The organism is Streptomyces sp. NPDC002566 (genome assembly GCF_042889585.1).
In the GTDB taxonomy this organism is placed as follows: domain Bacteria; phylum Actinomycetota; class Actinomycetes; order Streptomycetales; family Streptomycetaceae; genus Streptomyces.
This window is the reverse complement of the sequence record NZ_JBIARD010000007.1, coordinates 315,324-336,156: the sequence shown is the minus strand read 5'-3', so window position 1 is coordinate 336,156 and position 20,833 is coordinate 315,324. Positions and strand designations below refer to the sequence as shown.

At 70.2% G+C, this 20,833-nt stretch carries 14 protein-coding genes; 7 read left to right on the top strand and 7 right to left on the bottom strand.

Annotated features, from left to right (window positions below; translation table 11 throughout):
* Window position 1 precedes the first annotated feature (1 nt).
* Window positions 2–2,128, bottom strand: coding sequence for a DUF4139 domain-containing protein (locus ACFYXA_RS28260; protein WP_389037965.1), 2,127 nt, complete (start codon window positions 2,126–2,128; stop codon window positions 2–4).
* Between the two features lie 290 nt (window positions 2,129–2,418).
* Here ACFYXA_RS28260 and ACFYXA_RS28255 point away from each other — a divergent pair, with 290 nt between their 5' ends.
* Window positions 2,419–4,545: a glycoside hydrolase family 36 protein gene (locus ACFYXA_RS28255; RefSeq protein WP_389037962.1), complete on the top strand. Its 2,127-nt coding sequence runs from the start codon at window positions 2,419–2,421 to the stop codon at window positions 4,543–4,545.
* A gap of 79 nt (window positions 4,546–4,624) precedes the next feature.
* On the opposite strand, the gene ACFYXA_RS28250 is transcribed toward ACFYXA_RS28255, so the two are convergent.
* The 5 genes from ACFYXA_RS28250 to ACFYXA_RS28230 form a co-directional block, all read right to left on the bottom strand.
* Window positions 4,625–5,467, bottom strand: coding sequence for a carbohydrate ABC transporter permease (locus ACFYXA_RS28250; RefSeq protein ID WP_352245792.1), 843 nt, complete (start codon window positions 5,465–5,467; stop codon window positions 4,625–4,627).
* Window positions 5,468–5,473: 6 nt separating this feature from the next.
* On the bottom strand, window positions 5,474–6,463 hold the full coding sequence (locus ACFYXA_RS28245) for a sugar ABC transporter permease (protein ID WP_352245791.1): 990 nt from the start codon (window positions 6,461–6,463) through the stop codon (window positions 5,474–5,476).
* A gap of 73 nt (window positions 6,464–6,536) precedes the next feature.
* Window positions 6,537–7,991 carry an ABC transporter substrate-binding protein gene (locus ACFYXA_RS28240; protein WP_389037956.1) on the bottom strand — a complete coding sequence of 485 codons (1,455 nt, stop codon included), beginning with the start codon at window positions 7,989–7,991 and terminating at the stop codon, window positions 6,537–6,539.
* Entirely contained in the window at window positions 7,988–9,475 is a 1,488-nt protein-coding gene (locus ACFYXA_RS28235; RefSeq protein WP_389037953.1) for a glycoside hydrolase family 32 protein, read from the bottom strand. Before ACFYXA_RS28235 ends, ACFYXA_RS28240 begins: the two co-directional genes overlap by 4 nt.
* A 542-nt stretch (window positions 9,476–10,017) precedes the next feature.
* Complete coding sequence (locus ACFYXA_RS28230; RefSeq protein ID WP_389037950.1) at window positions 10,018–11,076, bottom strand: LacI family DNA-binding transcriptional regulator; 1,059 nt, start codon at window positions 11,074–11,076, stop codon at window positions 10,018–10,020.
* Between the two features lie 240 nt (window positions 11,077–11,316).
* On the opposite strand from ACFYXA_RS28230, the gene ACFYXA_RS28225 reads away from it, so the two are divergent.
* A complete protein-coding gene (locus tag ACFYXA_RS28225; RefSeq protein WP_389037947.1) occupies window positions 11,317–11,982 on the top strand; it encodes a hypothetical protein in 666 nt (221 codons plus the stop codon).
* Between the two features lie 21 nt (window positions 11,983–12,003).
* Here ACFYXA_RS28225 and ACFYXA_RS28220 read toward each other — a convergent pair whose 3' ends face one another.
* Window positions 12,004–15,828 carry an NACHT and WD repeat domain-containing protein gene (locus tag ACFYXA_RS28220; RefSeq protein ID WP_389037944.1) on the bottom strand — a complete coding sequence of 1,275 codons (3,825 nt, stop codon included), beginning with the start codon at window positions 15,826–15,828 and terminating at the stop codon, window positions 12,004–12,006.
* A 574-nt stretch (window positions 15,829–16,402) separates the two neighbouring features.
* Here ACFYXA_RS28220 and ACFYXA_RS28215 point away from each other — a divergent pair.
* From ACFYXA_RS28215 to ACFYXA_RS28195, 5 genes are all read left to right on the top strand, one after another.
* On the top strand, window positions 16,403–16,648 hold the full coding sequence (locus tag ACFYXA_RS28215; RefSeq protein ID WP_389037941.1) for a hypothetical protein: 246 nt from the start codon (window positions 16,403–16,405) through the stop codon (window positions 16,646–16,648).
* Between the two features lie 252 nt (window positions 16,649–16,900).
* Entirely contained in the window at window positions 16,901–17,245 is a 345-nt protein-coding gene (locus tag ACFYXA_RS28210; protein WP_389037938.1) for a WhiB family transcriptional regulator, read from the top strand.
* Between the two features lie 313 nt (window positions 17,246–17,558).
* Window positions 17,559–19,058 carry a cryptochrome/photolyase family protein gene (locus tag ACFYXA_RS28205; protein ID WP_389037935.1) on the top strand — a complete coding sequence of 500 codons (1,500 nt, stop codon included), beginning with the start codon at window positions 17,559–17,561 and terminating at the stop codon, window positions 19,056–19,058.
* 115 nt (window positions 19,059–19,173) lie between these two features.
* The gene (locus ACFYXA_RS28200) at window positions 19,174–19,974 is read left to right on the top strand and encodes a hypothetical protein (RefSeq protein ID WP_389037931.1); all 801 of its coding nucleotides are present in this window, start codon (window positions 19,174–19,176) and stop codon (window positions 19,972–19,974) included.
* Between the two features lie 194 nt (window positions 19,975–20,168).
* On the top strand, window positions 20,169–20,798 hold the full coding sequence (locus ACFYXA_RS28195) for a sigma-70 family RNA polymerase sigma factor (protein ID WP_389037929.1): 630 nt from the start codon (window positions 20,169–20,171) through the stop codon (window positions 20,796–20,798).
* Window positions 20,799–20,833 lie beyond the last annotated feature (35 nt).

Below are 20,833 nucleotides of genomic sequence, written 5' to 3'. Positions count from 1 at the left end.
GTCAGCTCCTGCGGTTGCCGCCGACCAGGGCCTTGCCGGCCGGGAAGCGGATCTCGTAGCCGCCGTCGAGTGCGGTGGCGCCGCCGGCGGGCAAGGTAACCCGCCACACGCGGGTGCCCGGGGCGTGGCGGTCGGGCCCCGTGCCGTCGTCGGGCGTCGTCCAGTCCGCGCGCTCCTCGATCCGCACGTCGGAGTCCGAGGTGACCGGGACAGGTTCGCGGACCTCGACGGTGACGGGCCGCGCCAGCCGGTTGGCCAGCTCCACATGGACCCGGTGGTCCAGCACGGTGACGTTGTTGCGCAGTCCGGACGTCGACTCGTCCAGCGTCGTACGGCGCGTGACGCGGACGCCCTCGGCAGGACCGAGCCCCACCCGGCGCACCCCGCCCGGGGCGAGCGTGGGCAGCGCGGCGGTCAGCAGGAAGTCGTCGTCGACGGTGACCTCCACCGGGCCGGCGAGCAGCGCCTGACCGGTGGCGTTGGACATCACCAGCGTCGCGTACACGGTCGGCTCGACCGAGGGAACGCAGAGGTACTCGGTGCGCAGGCCGACGGGGATCTCGCCGACGGTGACGGTGTGCCAGACGCCGTCCGAGGGGATGTCGGCGCGGGCGGCGGCGTCGAAACGGTGGTCGAAGGAGCCCGCCGACTCGCGGGGCCGCACGGCGTGCCCGGGCAGCGGCAGCGCGGCCACCGCCTCGGCACGGCGGCGGAACTCGGTCGCCACCGGGTCGAAGGGGGCGTCCGGGAACAGCCGGCCCCTGCGGTCGGCCAGGTCGTCGGGGCCGCTGAGGACGAGCCCGGCGTAGTCCAGCTCCGCGCTGCTCGGCTGCGGCGGACCGGCCGCCGGCGGCCGCTGCGGCACCTTGGGCGCGGGAGCGGAGGCGGGTGCGCCGCCGACCGGAGGCCGTCCGGCCGTACGCGCCCTGCCGGGACGGGCGGGGGCGGACCTCTGCATCTCCCCGAAGGCGGCCGAAGGCGCAGCCATGGGGCCGGCGGAGCCGGGCGGCGCGGGCATCACCGGGGGCGGCCCGCCGTAGACGGCGGGAGCCGGCGGCGGGGCGGAGAGCGACGGTTCCGCGGCGAGCAGCGGTTCGTCGAAGTCGGCGTAGCCGGCGAAGGCGTCCCCGCCCACGGGTACGCCCCCGGGCCCCGTGCCCCCGACCGCGAGGGCCGGCGCCGCGTCACGCGTGACCGGCCCGGGGCCGGCCGCGTCGTACCCGGTGAACAGGTCGGCGAGCCCGGCCGGCGGCTCGCGCCAGCCGGACGGCGCCGGAGCGGGCTGACGGCGTCCGATGCGGATCGAGCGGAGCCTCGGCAGATCGGTGCGCCGCCGCAGGTCGGCCGTGGACAGAGAGACCAGGACACCCGTCCAGTCCTCCCCGGTGCGCTGGGCGACCGAGGCGCGCAGCACCAGACGGCCGCTGTCCTCGCCCTGGCGGTGGGTGAGCCGGTAGGCCGGCGCCCAGACGGCCCCCGGCACCCCGTACTCCACCTCCACGTCCACCTCGTCGTCGCCCTCACCGGCGCCGTCGAGAGTCAGGACGGCGCAGACCGTGGACGTGACGTGCGCCGACGGAGCGTCGGTGGAGGCGCGGGCGAGCCGGTCCACGGCGACGGCCAGCTCGTACTCGGCGCGCTGGACCGCCTCCTCGAACTCGACGAGGCGGGCGTGCAGGGCCGTGAGCCGCCGCTCGACGAAGTCGCCGAGCTCCAGCCAGGCGTCGACCGGGGTACGGCGGTGCGGATCGTCGCGTTTGCGGGGCGGGGCCACCGGGTGGAGCGCCTGGATCTCCTCGATCCGGCGGAGCTGCCGGTCCCGGCGTGCCTGCGCCGCCGCGTACGCGTCGCGCAGCTGGTCCACCTCGCGCCGCAGCCGGTCGTGAGTGTCGGCGTCCGCCGGTTCGGCGTCGATCTCGACCCGGGCTTCGACGACCCGCACTCCCGTGCCGCCGAGGACGGCGGCGCGCAGTGAACCGGGGTCCAGCGACCGGGGCAGCCCCGTCACCCGGACCCGCCCGTCCGCGGGCACGCGGCCGCGGGCCAGCCGCCGGCAGAGCGCGCCCTGCGCGTACACCACGACCGAATCGAGGGTGGACCCCCAACTCCGCGTCTCTTCAGCCCTCATGCCCAGCTCCCCGTACCGTCGGACTGCACCACACCCTACGCCCGCCGGTGCCAGGAATCTCTTTCGCGGGCGGGCGGGGGGGGAGTGCCAGCGGTTGAGCGGGGCGACGGTCACTTTGTCGATGTCGGGTGTGCAGGTCGCGGGGTTGCCGAAGGAGACGGTACTGGTTCCGGCCTTGAGCGTGACCGGGACCGGGAGGTACCGGAAGATGGACCAGCTGCAGGAGTTGCGGAACACGACAGACAGCCGTCGGACCACCGCAGCCCGAACACCCGGTAGGGGAGGACGCGTTGACCGCTGTCGTCGGATCCGTCGAGACGTCCCGGATCTGGTCGCACCAGGCACTCGGCCTGCACGCGCTCGTGGACGCCGCCGGGGCGGTGAGGCTGGGCGGGGACGGCGAGGACTGGGCCCGTCTGGTCCCCCTCGTGGAGGTCACCGCCACCGGCCACGGGCGCATGTGGTCGGGGGAACGCTTCATCGAGACGGCCGTCGGCGACCGCCTCATCTACCGCGGGCACGAGACGGTCCACGACGGCGGCTGCGAGCGCACCACGATCCGGCTGTCGGACCCCGTGACCGATCTGGCCGCCGACGTCACCCTGGAGACCGCCGCGGACGCAGCCGCCCTGCGCGCCCGTGTGCGCCTCGTCAACGAGGGCGGCGAGCCGCTGCGGCTGGAGAGCGTCTCCACCCTGACCCTCGGCGGTGTCGTCGACGCGGCCGGCGGCCTCGACGGCCTCACCCTGCACTGGGCCGACAACGACTGGCTCGCGGAATGCCGTTGGCGGCAGGCGCCCTTCCGCGAGCGGGTCGTCCCGCTCAGCCGGTCCGCCCACGGGCACGAGGGCCGCGGCTGCTTCGAACGGTACTCGCAGGGAAGCTGGTCCACCGGCCGCCATCTGCCCCTGGCCGCCCTCACCGACGGGCAGGGCCACGCCTGGCTGTGGCAGATCGAGTCCAGCGCCGGCTGGCGCTTCGAGACCGGCGAACGCGAGGGCGCCGCCTACCTCGCCCTGTTCGGCCCCGACGACGCCCACCATCAGTGGCACCACACCCTGGCCCCCGGCGAGGAGTTCCACACCGTCCCCGCCGTCCTGGTCCGGGCGCGGACGGGCGGTCTGGACGCGGCCTTCGGCCACCTCACCGACCACCGCCGGGCCGTCCGCCGCGAGCACCCCGACCACCGCGCGCTGCCGGTCGTCTACAACGACTACATGAACACCCTGATGGGCGACCCCACCACCGAACGGCTCCTGCCGCTCGTGGAGGCGGCCGGGCGGGCCGGCGCGGAGGTCTTCGTCATCGACGCCGGCTGGTACGACGACGACGCCCAGGGCTGGTGGGACGCCGTCGGCGCCTGGGAACCCGCCCCCCGCCGCTTCCCCGGCGGCCTGCCGGAAGTCCTGGACGCCGTCAGACACCACGGCATGACCCCAGGGCTCTGGCTCGAACCCGAAGTCGTCGGCGTCCGCAGCCCGTTGGCCCGCACCCTGCCCGACGAGGCGTTCTTCCGGCGCGGCGGCCGGCGCGTCACCGAGCACGGCCGGCACCACCTGGACCTGCGCCACCCGGCCGCCCGCGCCCACCTCGACCGGGTCGTGGACCGGCTGGCCGGCGAGTGGGGCGTCGGCTACCTGAAGCTCGACTACAACATCAACATCGGGCCGGGCACGGAGAACGACGGCGAGAGCCCCGGCGCAGGCCTGCTCGGACACCACCGCGCCCACCTGGACTGGATGGCCTCGCTCCTCGACCGGCACCCGCGTCTCGTCCTGGAGAACTGCGGATCGGGCGGCCTGCGCATGGACTACGCCCAACTGGCCGTGGCCCAGCTGCAATCCACCAGCGACCAGCAGGACCTCCTGCGCTACCCGCCCATCGCCGCGGCGGCCCCGACCGCCGTGACACCCGAGCAGGCTGCCGTGTGGGCCTACCCCCAGCCGGAGCACACCCTCGACCAGATCGCCTTCACCCTCACCGGCGCGCTGCTCGGCCGCGTCCACCTCTCCGGTTTCCTCGACCGCATGAGCGAGGAGCAGTTCGCCCTCGTCCGCTCGGCGCTCGCCGTGTACAAGGACCTCCGGCCGCGGATCGCCGAAGCACGCCCCATCTGGCCCCTGGGCCTGCCCGCCTGGGAGGACGCATGGATCGCCCAGGGACTGCGCGGGCGGGACGCCACCCACCTCACGGTCTGGAGACGCGGGGCCGCCGCCGCCCATGCTCCGGGCCGGGACGACGAGCGTACGCTCACCGTCCCCCACCTGCGGGGCGCGCGTCTGCGCCCGGCGGTGCTGTACCCCACCACGGCCGACGCCGGCGCTCGATGGGACGCGGCCTCGGGCCGGCTCACCGTCTCCCTGCCCCGCGCCGACACGGCCTTGCTCCTCGAACTCAGGCCCGCCGCCTCGGAGTGACTCGGGGGCACCGACGCCGGCCCCCGACAGGACGATCGGGAGTCCCGGCACACATGGGTGACGGCGGACCGGCGGGGCCTCAGCCCTTGACCGCCGAGCTGGCGACGCCCTGCACGAACCACCGCTGGAAGAACGCGAAGACGATCAGCACCGGCAGCACCAGCAGCACGCCGAAGGCGAGCACCTGGCCCCAGTCCACGGGCATCTGTCCCTGGAAGACGCTCATCTCCAGCGGCAGCGGACGCACCGAGGGGTCCGACACCATCAGCACCGGCCAGAGGAAGGAGCCCCACTGGGTGAGGAAGGTCAGGATCGCTACGGAGGCGAACACCGGCCTCGACATCGGGACGATGATCGCGAAGAAGGTGCGCCAGGGCCCGGCGCCGTCGATGCGGGCCGCCTCCTCGATGCTGGGCGGGATCGAGCGGAAGAACGTGGCGAACTGGTAGACGGAGAAGGCGTTGGCGACGAACGGGGCGGCCTGGACCCAGACGGTGTTGCGCTGCTCGTTGAGCAGGTAGAACAGCGGGACCGCCACCGCCTCGAACGGGACCAGCATCAGCAGCAGCACCAGCGCGAAGACGGCCTTCTGACCACGCCACCGCAGTCGGCACAGGCCGTAGGCGGCCATGGAGTTGACGATCAGCCCGCCGAGGACGACCACGGTGGACAGCAGCAGCGAGACACCCATGAAGCGCCAGAAGTAGCCGGTGGCGTCGGAGTCGAAGCTGTCCAGGACGGCGGCGTAGTTGTCGAACGACAGGTGCGTGGGCAGGAAGCCGGTCAGACCGCCGAGCACCTCGTCGGACGGCTTGAAGCTGCCGAGGACGAGGTAGAGGACGGGCAGGACGAAGACGAACGCGAGCACGCCCAGGACGGCGTGGTCGAGGATGCGGCGCAGGGGTGCGCGGGTCTGGGCCATGGGGGATCAGTCCTCGTTGCCGGTGCGGACGGCGCGGCGCTGGATGAGGGTCAGGGCGACGACGATCAGGAAGAACACGACGGTGATCGCCGACGCCTGGCCGATGTTGTTCTGGTCGAAGGCGGTGGTGACGGCCTGGTACATCACGGTGCGGGTGGCGTCCTCGTCGAGTCCGCCGCCCTTGACGAGGACGTACACCTGGTCGAAGACGCGGAAGGACAGCACCGAGGTGAGCAGGGCGACGAAGACGAGGGTGCCGTGGATGCCCGGCAGGGTGACGTGCCGGAACTGCTGCCACCGCGAGGCCCGGTCGAGCCGGGCGGCCTCGTAGAGCTCGCCCGGGATCTGCTGGAGGCCGGCGAGGAGGATCACCATCTGGAAGCCCACACCCTGCCACACGGACAGCACGATGATCGAGGCCATGGCGGTGAGCCCGTCACCGAGCCAGTCGAAGGCGCCCCAGTGGCCGAAACTCACGGCGTGCAACGCGGAGTTGAGCAGGCCGTCGCCGCTGCGGGCAAGGATCAGCCGCCAGATGACGGCGACCAGCGCCATGGGGAAGACCACCGGCAGGAAGAACAGGGACCGGTACACGCCGATGGCCTTGAGCTTGCGGTTCAGCAGGATCGCCAGCGCCAGTGCCAGCCCGGTCTGCAGGGGCACCACGAGCACGGCGAAGGTCAGGTTGTTCAGCAGGGCCCGCAGGAACGGGCCGGACAGGTCGGGGTCGGTGAAGATCCGCCGGTACTGCTCCAGACCGAAGAAGCGGGGCGGCAGCGGGGAGCCGAGGCGCACGTTGTAGAAGGAGAGCACGACCGCGTAGACGAACGGCACGCCGACGAAGGCGATGAGACCGCCGAGGGCGGGCGCGGACATCAGCAGCCCGTGCAGCCGGTCACGGTCGCGGCGTCCGGTCCGCGCGGACCCGGTCGGCTTCGGGGGCGGGGCCGCCTTCCGGCCGGCGGGCGCGGCGGGTGCGGGATTCACGGTGGTCACGGTAGAAGTCCTCTTCCGGGCCGGGAGGGCGGGCGTCGGTGGCAGCGCCCGCCCTCCCTGCTGCTGGATGCGGTTACGGCAGCTTGTAGCCGTCGTTGTCCGAGAAGTCCTGGTCGATGGCGCGGGCGGCCTTGGCCAGGGCGGTCTTCGGGTCGGCCCCGCCGTAGACGTCGCTCAGCGCCTGGCTGAACTTGGCGGTGACCGTGGGGTACCCGGCGGTGACCGGGCGGGTCACGGCCACGCACGACGTGTCGATCCGGGAGTCGCCGCACGGCTCGGCGAGCTGGTCGGCGAAGAGCTGGAGCGGGCCGCCCCGCTGGTACAGGGCGCTCTTGGCGAGCGCGGACTTCGTCCCGGGAGGGGCGCCGTTCGCCGTGGTCATCGCCGCGACGTTGGCGTCGTTCAGCAGGGAGTCGAGGAACGCGCCGGCCGCCTTGGCGTTCTTGGTGTTCGCGCCGATGCCCCAGGCCCAGGAACCCTGGCCGGTCTTGGGGCCCTTGCCGAAGTCGGGCATCGGGAGCACCACCAGGTCGTCACCGAGCGCCTTGCTGTAGGCCGGGTACATCCAGTGCCCGACCCAGCTCAGCGCCACACGGCCCTTGGCGAAGGCGTTCTGGTCGGTGTTGGGGTCCGTGTACTGCTTCCAGGACTGGAAGGTCTTCAGCGCCGCCGCCACGGCCGGGGTGTCCAGGGCGCCTTCCGCCTTGCCGTCCTTCAGGAGCGCCCCGCCGGCCGACCAGACGAGGGGGGCGAAGCCGTAGGTGCCCCACTCGTTGGCGAAGCCGCCGCTCTCCTGGAGGTCGAGGCTCTTGCCGTCGGGGTCCCCGGCGGCCAGCTTCTTGACGGCCGCGGTGAACTCCGCGGCGGTCCAGGCGTTCTTGACGCCGGTGGGGTACTTGATCCCGGCCGCGTCGAGCAGCTTCTTGTTGCCGTAGACGCCGAGCCCGGAGTCGTACATGCCCAGGCCGTAGTGCTTGCCGTCGATCTCGCCCTCGGCCTTGATGGCGTCGGTGGCGTTGGCCATGGTCGTGCTGGAGACGTACGTGTCGATCGCGGCGAGCTTCCTGTTGTAGACGAAGTTCGCCATGGTCGGGCCGTCGAACTCCAGCACGTCGGGCAGCTTGGAGGCGTCGGTGGCGGTGATGGTCTTGGTGTAGTCGCTGTCGGGGATCAGGGTCAGCTCGACCTTGATCTTGTCCTGGGAGGCGTTGAACGACTTCACCGCGTTCTGCACGGCGGCCGCCTCGCTCGCCTGGCCCTGATGGGCCCAGACGGTGATGGTCCCGGTGCCGCTGCCCTTCTCTGCGGTGGTCCCGGCGCCGCTGCCGCCCCCGCAGGCGGCCAGTGCGGCCAGGGGGAGGATCAGGGCCAGGGCTGTGCCGGCGGTCCGGCGGGTTCTTGCGCTTCCGGCGTTCACGGTGGGTGCCTCCGGGATGGGGTGCGGGAGAGAGGGAGTGGTGGGGAGGTGCTCGGCGAGGACCGGCCGGCGCCCCGGGCCGTACGGCCCGGTCGGCGGTGTCTGTGTCATGCGGGCCGCCTCGGTGTCTGCTCGTCGTCGGCGCTCGGCTCCTTGACCGTGAGGGGGAGCAGTTCCCAGGCCTCGACCGCGAAGCCGAGTCGGGCGCCGGGCGCGCTGCGGGCCTGGAGCCGCCACGGGCCGTCGCCCGTCGGGTAGAAGCGCAGGGTGAGCACCTGGCCGGTGGAGGTCAGGAACACCTCGGCGACGGAGTGGTCGACCACGACGCGCAGCTCGACCGGCCGGCCGGTGGGACAGGGCATCCGGTGGGAGCCGCCGCGGGCACGGTCGTCCCGCGAGGCGTGGTCGCGGTCGACGACGAGTTCGCCGGCGTCCGGGTCGAGGCGGATGTCGAGGTACTCAGAGCCGTCCGGGGAGGTCAGCAGCCGCAGACCGGCCGCCGCGTCGGAGTCCAGACGGGCCGTCAGGTCGAAGGAGCGGCCCACGCCGCCGAGTTCGACCGGCTGCGCCCCAAGGGCGACGCCTTCGGCGTGGACGGTGTGCTGCCCGCGCAGGGCGAGCAGCTCGGCGGCGGGCCGCTGCCGCAGCGTGCCGTCGGCGTGGACGGAGATCTCGCGGGGCAGGGTCAGCACCCCGGACCAGCCGTCCGCGGCCGCCCAGGACTCCTCACGCGCCTCCCACGACCAGCCCCACAGCAGCCATCGCCCGTCGGGGGCTCGCAGCAGCGCCGGCGCGTAGCAGTCGGGGCCGTGGTCGACGAGGACGGGCGAGCCGGACTCCAGGCGAGGGCCGTGCCCGTCGTCGCGTTCCTCACCGATCAGGGCTGCGACGCAGCGCGGGCCGTCGTCCTCGTTCCACGCGCTGAAGATGAGGGCGCCGGGCCGCCCGGATTCCGCCGGGAGGTACTGGGGGCACTCCCACCCTTCACCGGTGTGCTGCCCGGCGTCGCCGACCGGCTCCGGCTCGCGGGCGTCGAAGGGACCGAGGTACGTCCATGTCTCCAGGTCGGGTGACTCGTACAGCACGGCCGCGCCGCGGCCGTCGGCGAGGGCCGCGCCGACGAGCATCCGCCAGCGGTCGCCGTCCCGCCACACGTACGGGTCCCGGTACATGGTGCAGTCGTCGGGGAGTCCGGGGATGAGCAGGTCCCGGCGCGGGGTGAAGGTCCGGCCGCCGTCGACGGAGACGGCGGTGGTGACCGGCTGGTGCTGGAGTGAGCGGTCCCACCGGTTCGCGGAGTAGAAGACGACCAGCCGGTCGCCGTCGGAGACGGCGTTGCCGGAGAAGCAGCCGTCGGCGTCCTCACCGCCGGGCGTGGGGGACAGGGCGAGGGGCAACCGCTCCCAGCTCAGCAGGTCGGGGCTGCGGAAGTGGCCCCAGTGGATGTCGGCGTGAGTGGCGCCGTTGGGGTTGTACTGGTGGAAGACGTGGTAGTGGCCGTCGTGGAAGACAAGGCCGTTGGGGTCGTTGATCCAGTTCCGGGGTGGACGCAGATGCGCGACGGGCCGGTACGGGTCGCGGGACGCGGTGGACACACATGTGCCTTTCGGTGTGTACGGAGCGAGGGGCTCCGCCGGCATGGCGGCAAGAGGGCGCGACGGCACGAGGACATGACGGCAGGGTGCTGTGACGCGTCAGGTCCTGCACGGGCTCACTGAGGCGTGAGTCATGGACGCACGAAGTCATGGCCGCATGAAGTCATGGAGCATGACGTCACGGACACATGACGTCACGGACACATGACGTCACGGACGCGCGCAGCCACGGAGCATGACGGCGGCAGCGAGGTCCGGCATCGCGCCGGGGAGCGGCGGGACGGCGTTGCCGTCAGCACGCCCGCGACGCCCGCGCTGTTCGAGACTCTCGCCGTACTCGCTGTTCTCGCGGCCGCCGGGTCCAAGTGCCCGCGGCGCCGGGGTGGTTGCCGGGCGGCGTCAGCGGACCGTGCCGGCCCGGTGGTGCGTCGAAATCCTCGGGGGACATGTGTGTACCCTCACTGTGTTCATAGTGCTGACAGGGATGACGACCGGTCACGACGGTCGCCTGTCATGGTGTGAAGTGCTTCGCCGTCCCGGGGTCAGAGTCGGGGCGGCGAAGCGACCGATGCCCGCGCCACCAGCGGGCAAAGCAGCATCTCCTGGGTGTCCGGGCCCGGTGGCCGGCCCGGTGTCTCGGTGAGCGCGAGCAACTGGGCCACAGCCCGTGCCCCCATCTCGTAGTGCGGCAGCTGGACCGTGCTCAGCGCGGGGTGAACGGCCTCGCAGACCAGCTCCTGGTTGTCGAACCCGATGACCGACAGGTCGTCGGGGACGGACAGTCCCAACTCGGCGGCGGCGCGGTAAGCACCGGCGGCCATACGGTCGTTGAAGCAGAACAGCGCCGTGGGGCGCCGCTCCGCCGTCAGTAGGCGCCGTGCCGCGCGGTATCCCGCGTCGACGTCACCGGCGGTCGTGCCGAAGGGCACCGCCGTCTCGGCGGCGACCAGCGACGGGTCGTAGGGGACGCCGACCTCGGCCAGCGCCCTGCGGTAGCCCTCAAGGCGGCCCTGCTTGGCGGGCAGGTCGACGGTCTGCACGGTCACGCCGATCCTGCGGTGCCCGTGGTCGGTCAGCTCCCGCACCGCCGTGCGGCCGCCCTGGACCTCGTCGGGGATGACGAAGGGGATGGCCGGGTCCTCGGCGCGCGCGTCCAGCAGCACGGTGGGCGTCGAGCCGAGACTCGCCGGCACCCGTACGTCCCGGTGGTACATCGCCGCGTACAGCACGCCGTCCACCTGACGCTGGAGCAGCATCTCGATGCTGGTGCGCTCCAGTTCGGCGTCACCGCTGGTGTTCACCAGCAGCAGCACCATGCCCGCGGCGGCCGCGGCCTCCTGCGCGCCGAGGATCATCCGGCCCGCGTGGGGGGTGGTGGCGATCTCGTCGCTGACGAAACCGATGGTCTGCGAACGCCGCATCCGCAGTCCCCGGGCGAGGCCGTTCGGCGCGTACCCGAGTTCACGGGCGACCTGGAGGACGCGTTCCCGCGTCTGCGCGCTGGCCCGCTTGCCCTCGACCCCGTTCAGGATGTGCGACACCGTCGCGGTCGACACACCTGCCGCCGCGGCCACGTCCTTGATCCCGATCCGGCGTGCCATGAAACCTGCCCGAAGTAGTGGATTCCGGGTTGGTAAATCGTTTAGCCAACCGCGTGCACATGAGAGTGCCGACGGCTGGGGCTCCTGTCAATGGCTCGTGAGGTAACTGTTTCGCCCGTGTGTCCTGCGGGGCCGTGCTTCGCGGACCGGCCCTGTTCGGCAGGTTGGGTCCGGTAAGGCAGCCCCACCGAGCACCTTGTCGTCCTGGGCAGCGGACCGCAGGCGGCGTGGGAGCACGCCATGCAGCGCCCCGCCGCAGTCGAGCCACTGCTTCTCATGGATGCAGAGCCGCCGGACTGGCAGCGCCCTTGTCTCGCCGACGCCCGGACCGCCAACCTCCTCGATCCTCCCCAAGTCCTCCACGACGGACGGAAGCTTGCCAGCGCCCGGTCCAGCGCCGGCATGCTCAACTTTCATGCCGCCCACGTCCGCGCGGCCGCTCTGCTTCGCCAGGAGCTCGCACTGCCCGGACCACCCACCGCGACGACCGAAACGACCATCCTGCGCCACCGCACCGCCCAACTCCTCACCGGAGCAGGCGTGGACCAAGCCTTCTCAGCGGCCACAGCAGCCACCTGGCCGGGCACCGGCACAGTGATAGAGCCACTGCTCGACGGGGCGGAAGTCGTTGACGATCAGGAACTGCTGAGCGGGGTCGGCATTGGGCGGCAGCATCTCGGCGGCGCCGGGCTTGCCCGACGCCGCCCAGCGATCGCGATCCGCACCTCAACAGGCGAGGAAGCTGACGATGACTGGCGAGATCGGTGGTGCGGTCCGGACACCGGGACCATGGAGCCGCTCGAAGTCATCATGGGCTGGGTCTGGCACTGTTTGAAGCCCTCGGTCTCCCTGTCAGCAGAAAAGACGTCTCCCCGCGACACGCGGGTCTTCACTCCGATCCGCTGACCCCGCAGGCTCTCTCCTCGCCTATAGGCACGGGGGATTAAACGGTAGTTGGGGGATGTGATCCTTCCATTGACCGCGGGTAAGTGCACCTCTGGTGGATTGGCAAATTTGATTTTTTAGCGAATTCGCATTTCCCTCCAGCCTCCAAATGCGCACCGTAAAGTCATCGCTCCCACTGGCCAGAGTTTTCCCGTCTGCGCTAATATCCAGCGAATGGACGCCCGCGATGTGTCCGGTCAGGGGCCTACCTATCCGCAAAGGTACTGCTGGATTGCGAGCGTCCCACAGGCGAAGATTCGAGTCCTCGCTGGCGGCAGCCAGGTATTTCCCGTCAGGACTGAACAGTGCAGACGAAACAGTTCCGTTAAATCCGGCAAGGGCGGAGATGAGTTTTGGACGCACCGGGTCGCTGACGTTCCACAACCTCACCGTATTGTCGCTCCCGCCGCTGACCAGCAGGCGACCGTCGGGACTAAAGGAGACGGCGCCAACTGGTGCGGCATGGCTAGTCATGCGATTCCCCAGTTGTTTTATGCGGCCTGGATCTGTAATGTCCCATAGTCTCACCGCGACATCATTACTGGCAGTTGCCAGAATGCGTCCTTTTGGACTGAACGCCAGCGCCCAGACACCATCCATGTGGCCATCGATCGGCTTACCTAGTGGCCTGGGGCGGACCACGTCGGTGAGATCCCATAGCCTAACGGTTTTATCTTGGCTGGCGGTTGCCAGAGTGCGTCCATCCGGACTGAACCTTACAGAAGTGACAATATCGGCGTGGCCGAGGAGGGGTTTTCCTATGCGCTTGGGATTGGCAAGGTCAGCCACATCCCACAACTGGACCGTCTTGTCGTAGCTGGCGCTGGCAAGAGTGCGCCCGTCAGGACTGAAAGCGACAGAGACGACAGCTCCGTCGTGACCTGCAAGCGGCTCACCCAACGGCACTGGGTGGGCAGGATCAGCAATATTCCACAATCGGACTGTTGTGTCGCTGCTACCGCTGGCCAACGTACTGCCGTCGGGGCTGAATTCGACGGAGAGTACCGACCCGGAGTGGCCCGTCAGGACCGTCCGGGGGCGACTCCACAGTCGGATTGTCCCGTCCTGACTGGCGCTGGCAATGGTGTATCCGTCGGGGCTGAAGGCGACAGAGCCGACAGGTCCGTCGTGCCCTGCGAGCCACTCTCCCAATGGCATAGGTCCGGAAGCGCCTGATATGTCCCACAAGCGGACCAGTCCATCATCGCAGGCAGTGGCCAGGATGCGTCCGTTTTGGGCGAATGCCACAGACTCAACGATGCTCGGGTGGCTGAGTGCTTTGCCTTTTGGTACGGGGCGGGCTGGAACGCGGACATCCCACAACCGCACATTTCCGTCGGCCCCCGCACTAGCGAGGGTGCGTCCGTCCGGGCTGAATCGCGCGGACCAGACAGGACTACCATGGCCGGTGAGGGGCTTACCTATCGAGGCAGGGTGGATTGGATCCGCTAGATTCCATAGCTGCACAGTCCCGTCACGGCTTCCACTGGCGAGGATACGTCCGTTCGGGCTGAATTCCACTGAGTTGACCTCGTCGGCATGCATGACAATAGGCTTACTCAGCGGCACTGCTTGTGCAGGGTCTGCGAGGCTCCACAAGCGAACGGTCCGATCGGTGCTCGCGCTGGCCAAGACGCGCCCATCCGGGCTGAAGGCCATGGACGTTATGTCGCCGTGTCCCGTCACGGGATTACCCAGCGTTTTGGGGCGCGTCCGCTCACTGAGATCCCACAGCACGATCTTATTGCCTGCGGAACCCGCCAAAATTTTCCCGTCATGGCTGAATGTCACGGAGATGGCCAAGTGGTCCTCAGCGACCTGAAGCCGCCGTAAGCGTTTGGGGTGGCCGGGGCTGCTGAGATCCCACAGCCACACCTTGCCGTCGTAACTCGCGCCTGCCAACGTTTTTCCATCTGGACTAAATTCCACTGAAGCGACTTCGCGGTCATGTTCCAAAGGAATAGATAACGTCCTGCCCGCATCATTGATCAACTGTGTTTGCAGGTCCGCAGTCGGCCGCATGCGGTAGGCGACCAAATCCAGTTGCGCGGCAAGGGAGGGATCTGAAGCACGCAATGCGTCAGCCTCTGCGACAATTTGAAGATAGATTGCTTTGTCGCGCTCAGACCGTGCGGTGTCGCGTTGCTGGAACGCGACAACAGCCGCCATGGAGGCAACCAGGGTAAGTGCGGACAGTATCGCAATCACAGTGCTGCGGCGCCGCCTGCGCCGTCGTTTCTGCCGCACCGAAGCCGCAAGAAAGGCAGAGACATCGGGCGCAAGGGAATTATTCGGAACTGTGGCCGCCCAAGCGCAGGCCGATTCGAGTCGGCTACCGCGGTACAGCGCACCAGTTTCATTACGGTTGCGCACCCAGCCAGCGGTGGCCTCTTCAAGGTCTTGGCGAATAATGTTGCCGGCCCGATCCGCATCGATCCATCCGCTCAGGCGAGGCCAGGCATGTAGAAGCGCCTCGTGAGTGATCTCCACGGTCTCATGGTTCTGGGTCAGCAGGCGCCCTTCGGTGAAGGTATCAATTACCGCCTCGAACATTGCAGGATTGCCGCTCGAGCTCAAGATTTCCGAGCGGTGGACGCGTCGACGAGTATCGTCCACGCCCTCGCCGATTTTGACCAAGCGCAAGAAAAGCACCTGTGCCGCCTGCTTGCTCTCCGGGTCCAACCTGTTGAAGCGGTTTTCGGCAGTGGTAGCAATGGCGTGGCCGATGCCGCCGGTCGCCCGGTAGCCGTCCACGGTGAGGATGTTGCCACTCTTTTGTTGCCAGGTGGCCCGTAGCGCGTGGGCGAGTAGCGGCAGCCTCCCCGCCTCGTACCTTCCTGCACCGCCTATGCCCCCCGCGTCACCGCGGACAGCCAGGCCGAGATCCCGCAGCAGCAGTTCGATCAGACCCGGCTCGATCTCGAGACCCGCGTCCTGCGCAGGATACTGGATCGCTTCACGCAGCCCCTCCTCCGACAAGGGGCCGACAAGCACCTGATCGTTCTGCAGGGCCGCCCGAAGTTCTGGATAGTTGGCGCACTGGGCATAGAAGTCCGACCGCAAACCATAGACGACCAAGGCAGCTGGGTGGCTCCCGCCGTCCCCTGGAGCTGCTAGTGCCGCGAGGACACTGAGGAAGCGGCACCGTTCATCTTCTTCCTCACAGAGGGTAAACAATTCCTCCAGTTGGTCAACAACTATGACTAGCCGCCGAGCCGAGTCTTCCTGGCTGTCCACTTGCCGTTGGAGCGCCTCCCGCACAATCGCAGCGCACACTGTTGGTGGGGCCAACAACATCTCGTCCACTTGGTCAGGACTGCTGCTGATGACCTTGGCGAGTTGCGTTGCTAGCGCGTTTATCGGATGCCCTGTGGGTGTCATCAGCACGGACGGCCATTGCGCCGATCCTGCGACGGGCAGGGCTCCTCGCGCGATCGCCGGCAAGAGGCCAGCCCTGAGCACCGAGGACTTGCCCGCACCGGATGGGGCAACGACCGCCAGCGTGCCCCCTTGCCGGAGTTGTTCGTCGAGGCGAACCAGCAAGTCAGCGATCAAAGCATCACGCCCAAAGAACCACCGGGCCTGCGCCGCGTCGAACGGCAGCAGGCCCGGATAGGGGCATTTCGCTGGCTTAACTCCCGCTTCCACACGCCGTGCCCTGCGAACATCGGCTTGATAGTGCAGGTGCAGATCCCCATCTGATACGTATTGGTCTCTGCCGGCCTGATAGATCCGAGCCTGGTCGGAAGCCTCTGCCTGGAAGTGAGTCCCGTCTCCACCCGTCGGAGACTCGTCGACCGGCCTCATGACTCGGAGATGTGCTGATCACGACCTGCCTGGTATACCCTGCCGCGCCCAGAGGCTGTCGCCTTCGTCAGGAGTGATCCGATTCGAGCGTTCTCGCCGGGGGACAGAGTGGGTGTGAGTGCACTATCGAGGACTCGCCGCAATTCCGGCTCCAGTCCGGGATCATCTCGAAGCATCTGTTGCAGTCTTCGCTGCCAGGCCCCGGTCACAGCCTGCTCAGTGTCTGCATCCCCCGCCTCTCGCGCTGCGAGAATCCGGGTTCGAGTCTCTGTAAGGTCTGTCCCTACTGTTTCCGCCTCTTGGTCCGAACGCACCTGGCGCCACCACGAGACGACAGCGCCCCGGCTTTGCTGCCAAGCATCAGTGGCCATTGCCCCTACTAATGCTGTCGCCGCTGCGAGTGCCAGCTGATCCATGCTGCCCCCTGGGATAGAAACCGCCCCGACTACGCTATGGGCGGCGCGCTTTGATTGCCTATACCTCAGTGCCCCTACAGCAGAGGCTTTGCCTCAGGTTCGAAGGACGACCGACCGCACTCGAACAAGAACGAAGGGCGCACCCCCCCTCTCTGTCAGTGGAGACAGACCTGAACAGCGGAAAGAAGATCCGCGTCGTCGAGGAGGGGAGGAGTCTGGAGAGGGGCGCGCCGGGTCCCCACGACTACCGCGGGCGACTGCACGTCGAGGCTGGCGACGAGCCGGGCGGCTCCCGGCTCACCGTCGAACTGCACACCCAGCACACCGATGACGAGCAGGTCGACCACGGCCTGCGGGAGGCGCTCAGCGCGCCGAAGAACGCGGTGGAGTGCGCTGAGCGCTGACGGGGACGTCGGATTCTGATGCGGGGCCGTACCGGAGAGCGCGGGGCATATGTCCGAAAAGGTGGCGGGAACAGCTTTCCGGGCCTTTTCGACACGGACCGTGTCGTGCGAAGCTGCCGTTGCCGGTTCCTTGGCCCTCCCGTCCGGCACGTCGGCGGTTTACGGTGGAAGGCGCAACCTCTGCCGGGCCTGCGGCGCACCCCGTGCCGCAGCCACGTGCCGGCTCAAGTCGGCACGATGCGGAGGTGTGCCGTGTCCGAAAACAGTTGCTTCTCTCCCCTCGGCGTGGGCGTCGAGGAGTCGTGGCCGGCCCGGACGTGGCTGCGGGACGCCGCCTGCGTCGGCGAGGACCCCGAGCTGTTCTTCCCCCTCGCCGAGCGGGAATCAGATCCCCAGGTCGCCAGAGCGCTCGCGGTCTGCCGACGGTGCCGCGTCCTGCTCGCCTGTCGCTCATGGGCGATCGAACAGGGTGAGGACGCGGGCATCTGGGGCGCCACCACCGCCGCACAGCGCCGCGTCATCAGCAAGGAGGTGCGGGGCGGCGGCCCGGCCCCTCGGGCGTCGTCGGCGTGGCGGTCGACGCACGTACGGGACTGAAGCCCGTACGGGACTGAGCGCCGTAGCGGATGGCAGGCAGGCCTTACGGTCTGCCTGCGTGCCTGCGTGCCTGCGTGCCTGCGTGTCTGCGTGTCTGCGTGTCTGCGTGTCTGCGTGTCTGCGTGTCTGCGTGTCTGCGTGTCTGCGTGGTTGCGTGTCTGCGTGTTTTTAGGTGTTCGCCCGCCCGCCGGTCGAGTCACCCCCGTCGCTGCGGCACCCCGGCCCGCCGTCGGCTCCTTTCGGCGGCGCGTGCCGCATCCGGCGGCCCCGCCCGAGCCGAAGAGAAGGACGGACGCGTACGGAAGGAACGCCCATGCACTGGCTCTTCGGCGACCAGCTCGGACCGCACTTCCTGCTGCCCTCCGAGGACATCGGCCTCACCCGCGACACACCACTGCTGATGATCGAGGCCCGCTCGGTGTTCCGGCGTCGGCGCTTCCACCGGGCCAAGGCCCACCTCGTGCTCTCCGCGATGCGCCACCGTGCGGCCGAACTCGGCGACCGGGTCACCTACGTACGCGCCGACACCTACCGCGAGGGCCTGGCACGAGTGGCCGCCGGGGCCGAGGTGACCGTCCACCACCCGACCTCGTACGCCGCCTTGCGCCTCGTCCGCTCGCTGCCCGATGTGGCCGTGGGTCCCGCGCGCGGATTCCTCGTCCCCACGGCCGACTTCACGACATGGGCGGACGGGCACGGCGGTCGACGGCTGCGGCAGGAGGACTTCTACCGCTGGGTCCGGCGCGGACACGACTTGCTCATGGACGGCGACCAGCCCGTGGGCGGCCGGTGGAACCTCGACCACGACAACAGGCGGCCTCCGCCCCGAGGCGCGGCCGTGCTGCCGGTCGCCGCCCCCTACCGGCCGCGCGAGGACGCCGTGGACGACGAGGTACGCCACGACCTCGACCTCTGGGAGAAGGACGGCGACGTGTCCTTCGTCGGACGCGACGGGCCGCGCCTGTTCCCCGCGACCCGGGCAGAGGCCCGCACGGCGCTGCGGCACTTCGTCGAGCACCGGCTCGGCGCGTTCGGCCCGTTCGAGGACGCCATGCTGGCCGCCGACCCCGCCATGAGCCACAGTCTGCTGTCGTCCTCACTCAACCTGGGCCTGCTCGACCCCGCCGAGTGCGTCGAGTCGGCCGAGGCGGCATGGCGGGCGGGCCGCGCCCCGCTGAACAGCGTGGAGGGGTTCGTCCGCCAGATCGCCGGCTGGCGGGAGTACGTGTGGCAGCTCTACTGGTACTTCGGCGAGGACTACCGCCACTCCAACGCCCTGCGCCACTTCGCCCCGCTGCCCGACTGGTGGAGCGACCTGGACGCGGACGACGTGCGCGCCCGCTGCCTGCGCACGGCCCTCGCCCAGGTGCGCGACACCGGCTGGACCCACCACATCCCGCGCCTGATGATCCTCGGCGGCTACGCCCTCCAGCGGGGCTGGGACCCGGCCGCCGTCACGGACTGGTTCCACCGCTGCTTCGTCGACGGCTACGACTGGGTGATGGTGCCCAACGTCGTCGGCATGTCCCAGTACGCCGACGGCGGCCGTATGACCACCAAGCCCTACACGTCCGGCGGCGCCTATGTGAACCGCATGAGCGACCTGTGCGGCCCGTGCGTCCACCGGCCCGGCGACCGCACGGGCGCCCACGCGTGCCCGTACACGGCGGGTTACTGGGCCTTCCTCGACCGGCACCGCTCCCTGCTGGAGCGCAACCACCGCACCGCCCGTGCCGTGCGCGGCCTGGACCGGCTCGCCGATCTCGACGAGGTCCGACGCCAGGAAGGGGCGCGCGGCGACACACCGCCGTAGAAGCAGCGCCCGCGCGCTGTGGTGTGGATCACCGCAGCCCCGTTGAGTCGGACGCCGGTGCCGATTCCGTACCTTCCCGTGACGCGTCGGACGTGGGCTGAGAAGATGAGGCGCCATGACGGTGGGACGGTGTTCACGCGCGCTGCGGGCCGCTGTGTTCGCGGCCGTCTGCGTGCTGCTCGCGTCCCTGGGCCACACCATGATGTCCGGCGCCACGGTGCCCTGGTGGGCCGCGATCGCGGCGGTGGCGGCGACCGGCGGCACCGCCTGGTGGCTCGCCGACCGGGAGCGCGGGCCGCTCGTGGTCGCCTCCCTCACGGTCGCCGCTCAGGCCGCGCTCCACTCGTCGTTCTCGCTCGCCCAGGCGCTCGCCCTGCCACGAACCCCCGGCGGCCCGTCGCTCGCCCGGCGGTGGCTCGGCTACGCACTGTGCGGCTCGCCCTCGGGACCGGGCGGGGGACACGACCTCGCGTCGACGTCCACCATGGGCGCCTCGATGGGATCCACGACCTCGATGGGACCCATGGGGCCGATGGGATCGGGGTCCTCGGGGGGCACGGACCACGCGATGAGCGCCATGCACGCCATGGGCTCGATGCACGACATGGGCGCCGTGCACTCCCTCGACCACGGCACGGGCGCCATGTCCTCGACCGGCATGCTCGCCGCCCACCTGCTCGCCGCACTGGTGTGCGGCCTGTGGCTGGCCCACGGCGAACGCGCGGCCTTCCGCGTCCTGCGGTCGCTGGCGGGCTGGTTCGTGGCGCCGCTGCGCCTGATCCTCCGGCTGCCCGCGCCCCCGCACCGTCCACGGGTACGCGTCCGCCGGGCCCGCTCGGACCGCGCACCGCGTGAACTCCTCCTCACCTGCGCCATCACTTCCCGGGGTCCACCCGTGGGGACCGCTGTCGCCTGACGACAGCCGGACACCCGAGGCCGTCCACGAAGACGCCGAGCCACCGGCTCCCGCCTCGGGCACCGGCCGCGCCCTTCCGCGCACGGCCGTTCACCCCACCACACCTCACCCGTGACCGGTTCCGCCGACCCGCTCGCCTCCGCGCGCCCCCGGCCCGGAACCGCATCCGGGACTCCGAGAAGGAGAGCCGCCACGTGCTCGCTCCTGCCCTGTCCTCGACGACCCCGCCCTCGACGCGCGACGACCGGAACGGGGAGTCGACGGACGCCTCGATCACGGCCTGGGCGCTCGCCGCCCGCAGCGGTGACCCCGACGCCTTCGACCTCTTCGTCCGCGCCCTGCACCGCGACGTCCGCCGCTACGTCACCTTCCTCGGCGCGGATCCCCAGTCCGCCGACGACCTCACCCAGGACACGTTCCTGCGGGCCCTGGGCAGCCTGCACCGCTTCGAGGGCCGCTCCTCGGCCCGCACCTGGCTGCTGTCCATCGCCCGCCGCGCCGTGATCGACAACTTCCGCCACCACTCCTGCCGGCCCCGCCTGTCGGACACGGAGGACTGGCTGTCGGCCGCCGAACGCGCACAGCCGCGCGACCTGCCCGGCTTCGACGACGGCATCGCCCTCGCCGAACTCCTGGACGCGCTCCCCGCCGACCGCCGCGAGGCCTTTGTCCTCACCCAACTGCTGGGCCTGCCCTACGCGGAGGCGGCCGGCATCAGCGACTGCCCGGTGGGCACGGTACGCTCCCGCGTCGCCCGCGCCCGCACCTCACTGATCGAATGGCTCGACGCGGCAGAGCACCCCCAGATGACCACGGCCGCCTGACGACAACACAAACCCCCCACCCCCGCCGCCCGGCA

Excerpts from the sequence above, each read along its gene's own strand:
- ACFYXA_RS28260 (WP_389037965.1), bottom strand. The coding sequence starts at position 2,128 with ATGAGGGCTGAAGAGACGCGGAGTTGGGGGTCCACCCTCGATTCGGTC.
- ACFYXA_RS28250 (WP_352245792.1), bottom strand. The coding sequence starts at position 5,467 with ATGGCCCAGACCCGCGCACCCCTGCGCCGCATCCTCGACCACGCCGTC.
- ACFYXA_RS28240 (WP_389037956.1), bottom strand. The coding sequence starts at position 7,991 with ATGACACAGACACCGCCGACCGGGCCGTACGGCCCGGGGCGCCGGCCG.
- ACFYXA_RS28230 (WP_389037950.1), bottom strand. The coding sequence starts at position 11,076 with ATGGCACGCCGGATCGGGATCAAGGACGTGGCCGCGGCGGCAGGTGTG.
- ACFYXA_RS28225 (WP_389037947.1), top strand. The coding sequence starts at position 11,317 with ATGCAGCGCCCCGCCGCAGTCGAGCCACTGCTTCTCATGGATGCAGAG.
- ACFYXA_RS28220 (WP_389037944.1), bottom strand. The coding sequence starts at position 15,828 with ATGAGGCCGGTCGACGAGTCTCCGACGGGTGGAGACGGGACTCACTTC.
- ACFYXA_RS28205 (WP_389037935.1), top strand. The coding sequence starts at position 17,559 with ATGCACTGGCTCTTCGGCGACCAGCTCGGACCGCACTTCCTGCTGCCC.
- ACFYXA_RS28200 (WP_389037931.1), top strand. The coding sequence starts at position 19,174 with ATGACGGTGGGACGGTGTTCACGCGCGCTGCGGGCCGCTGTGTTCGCG.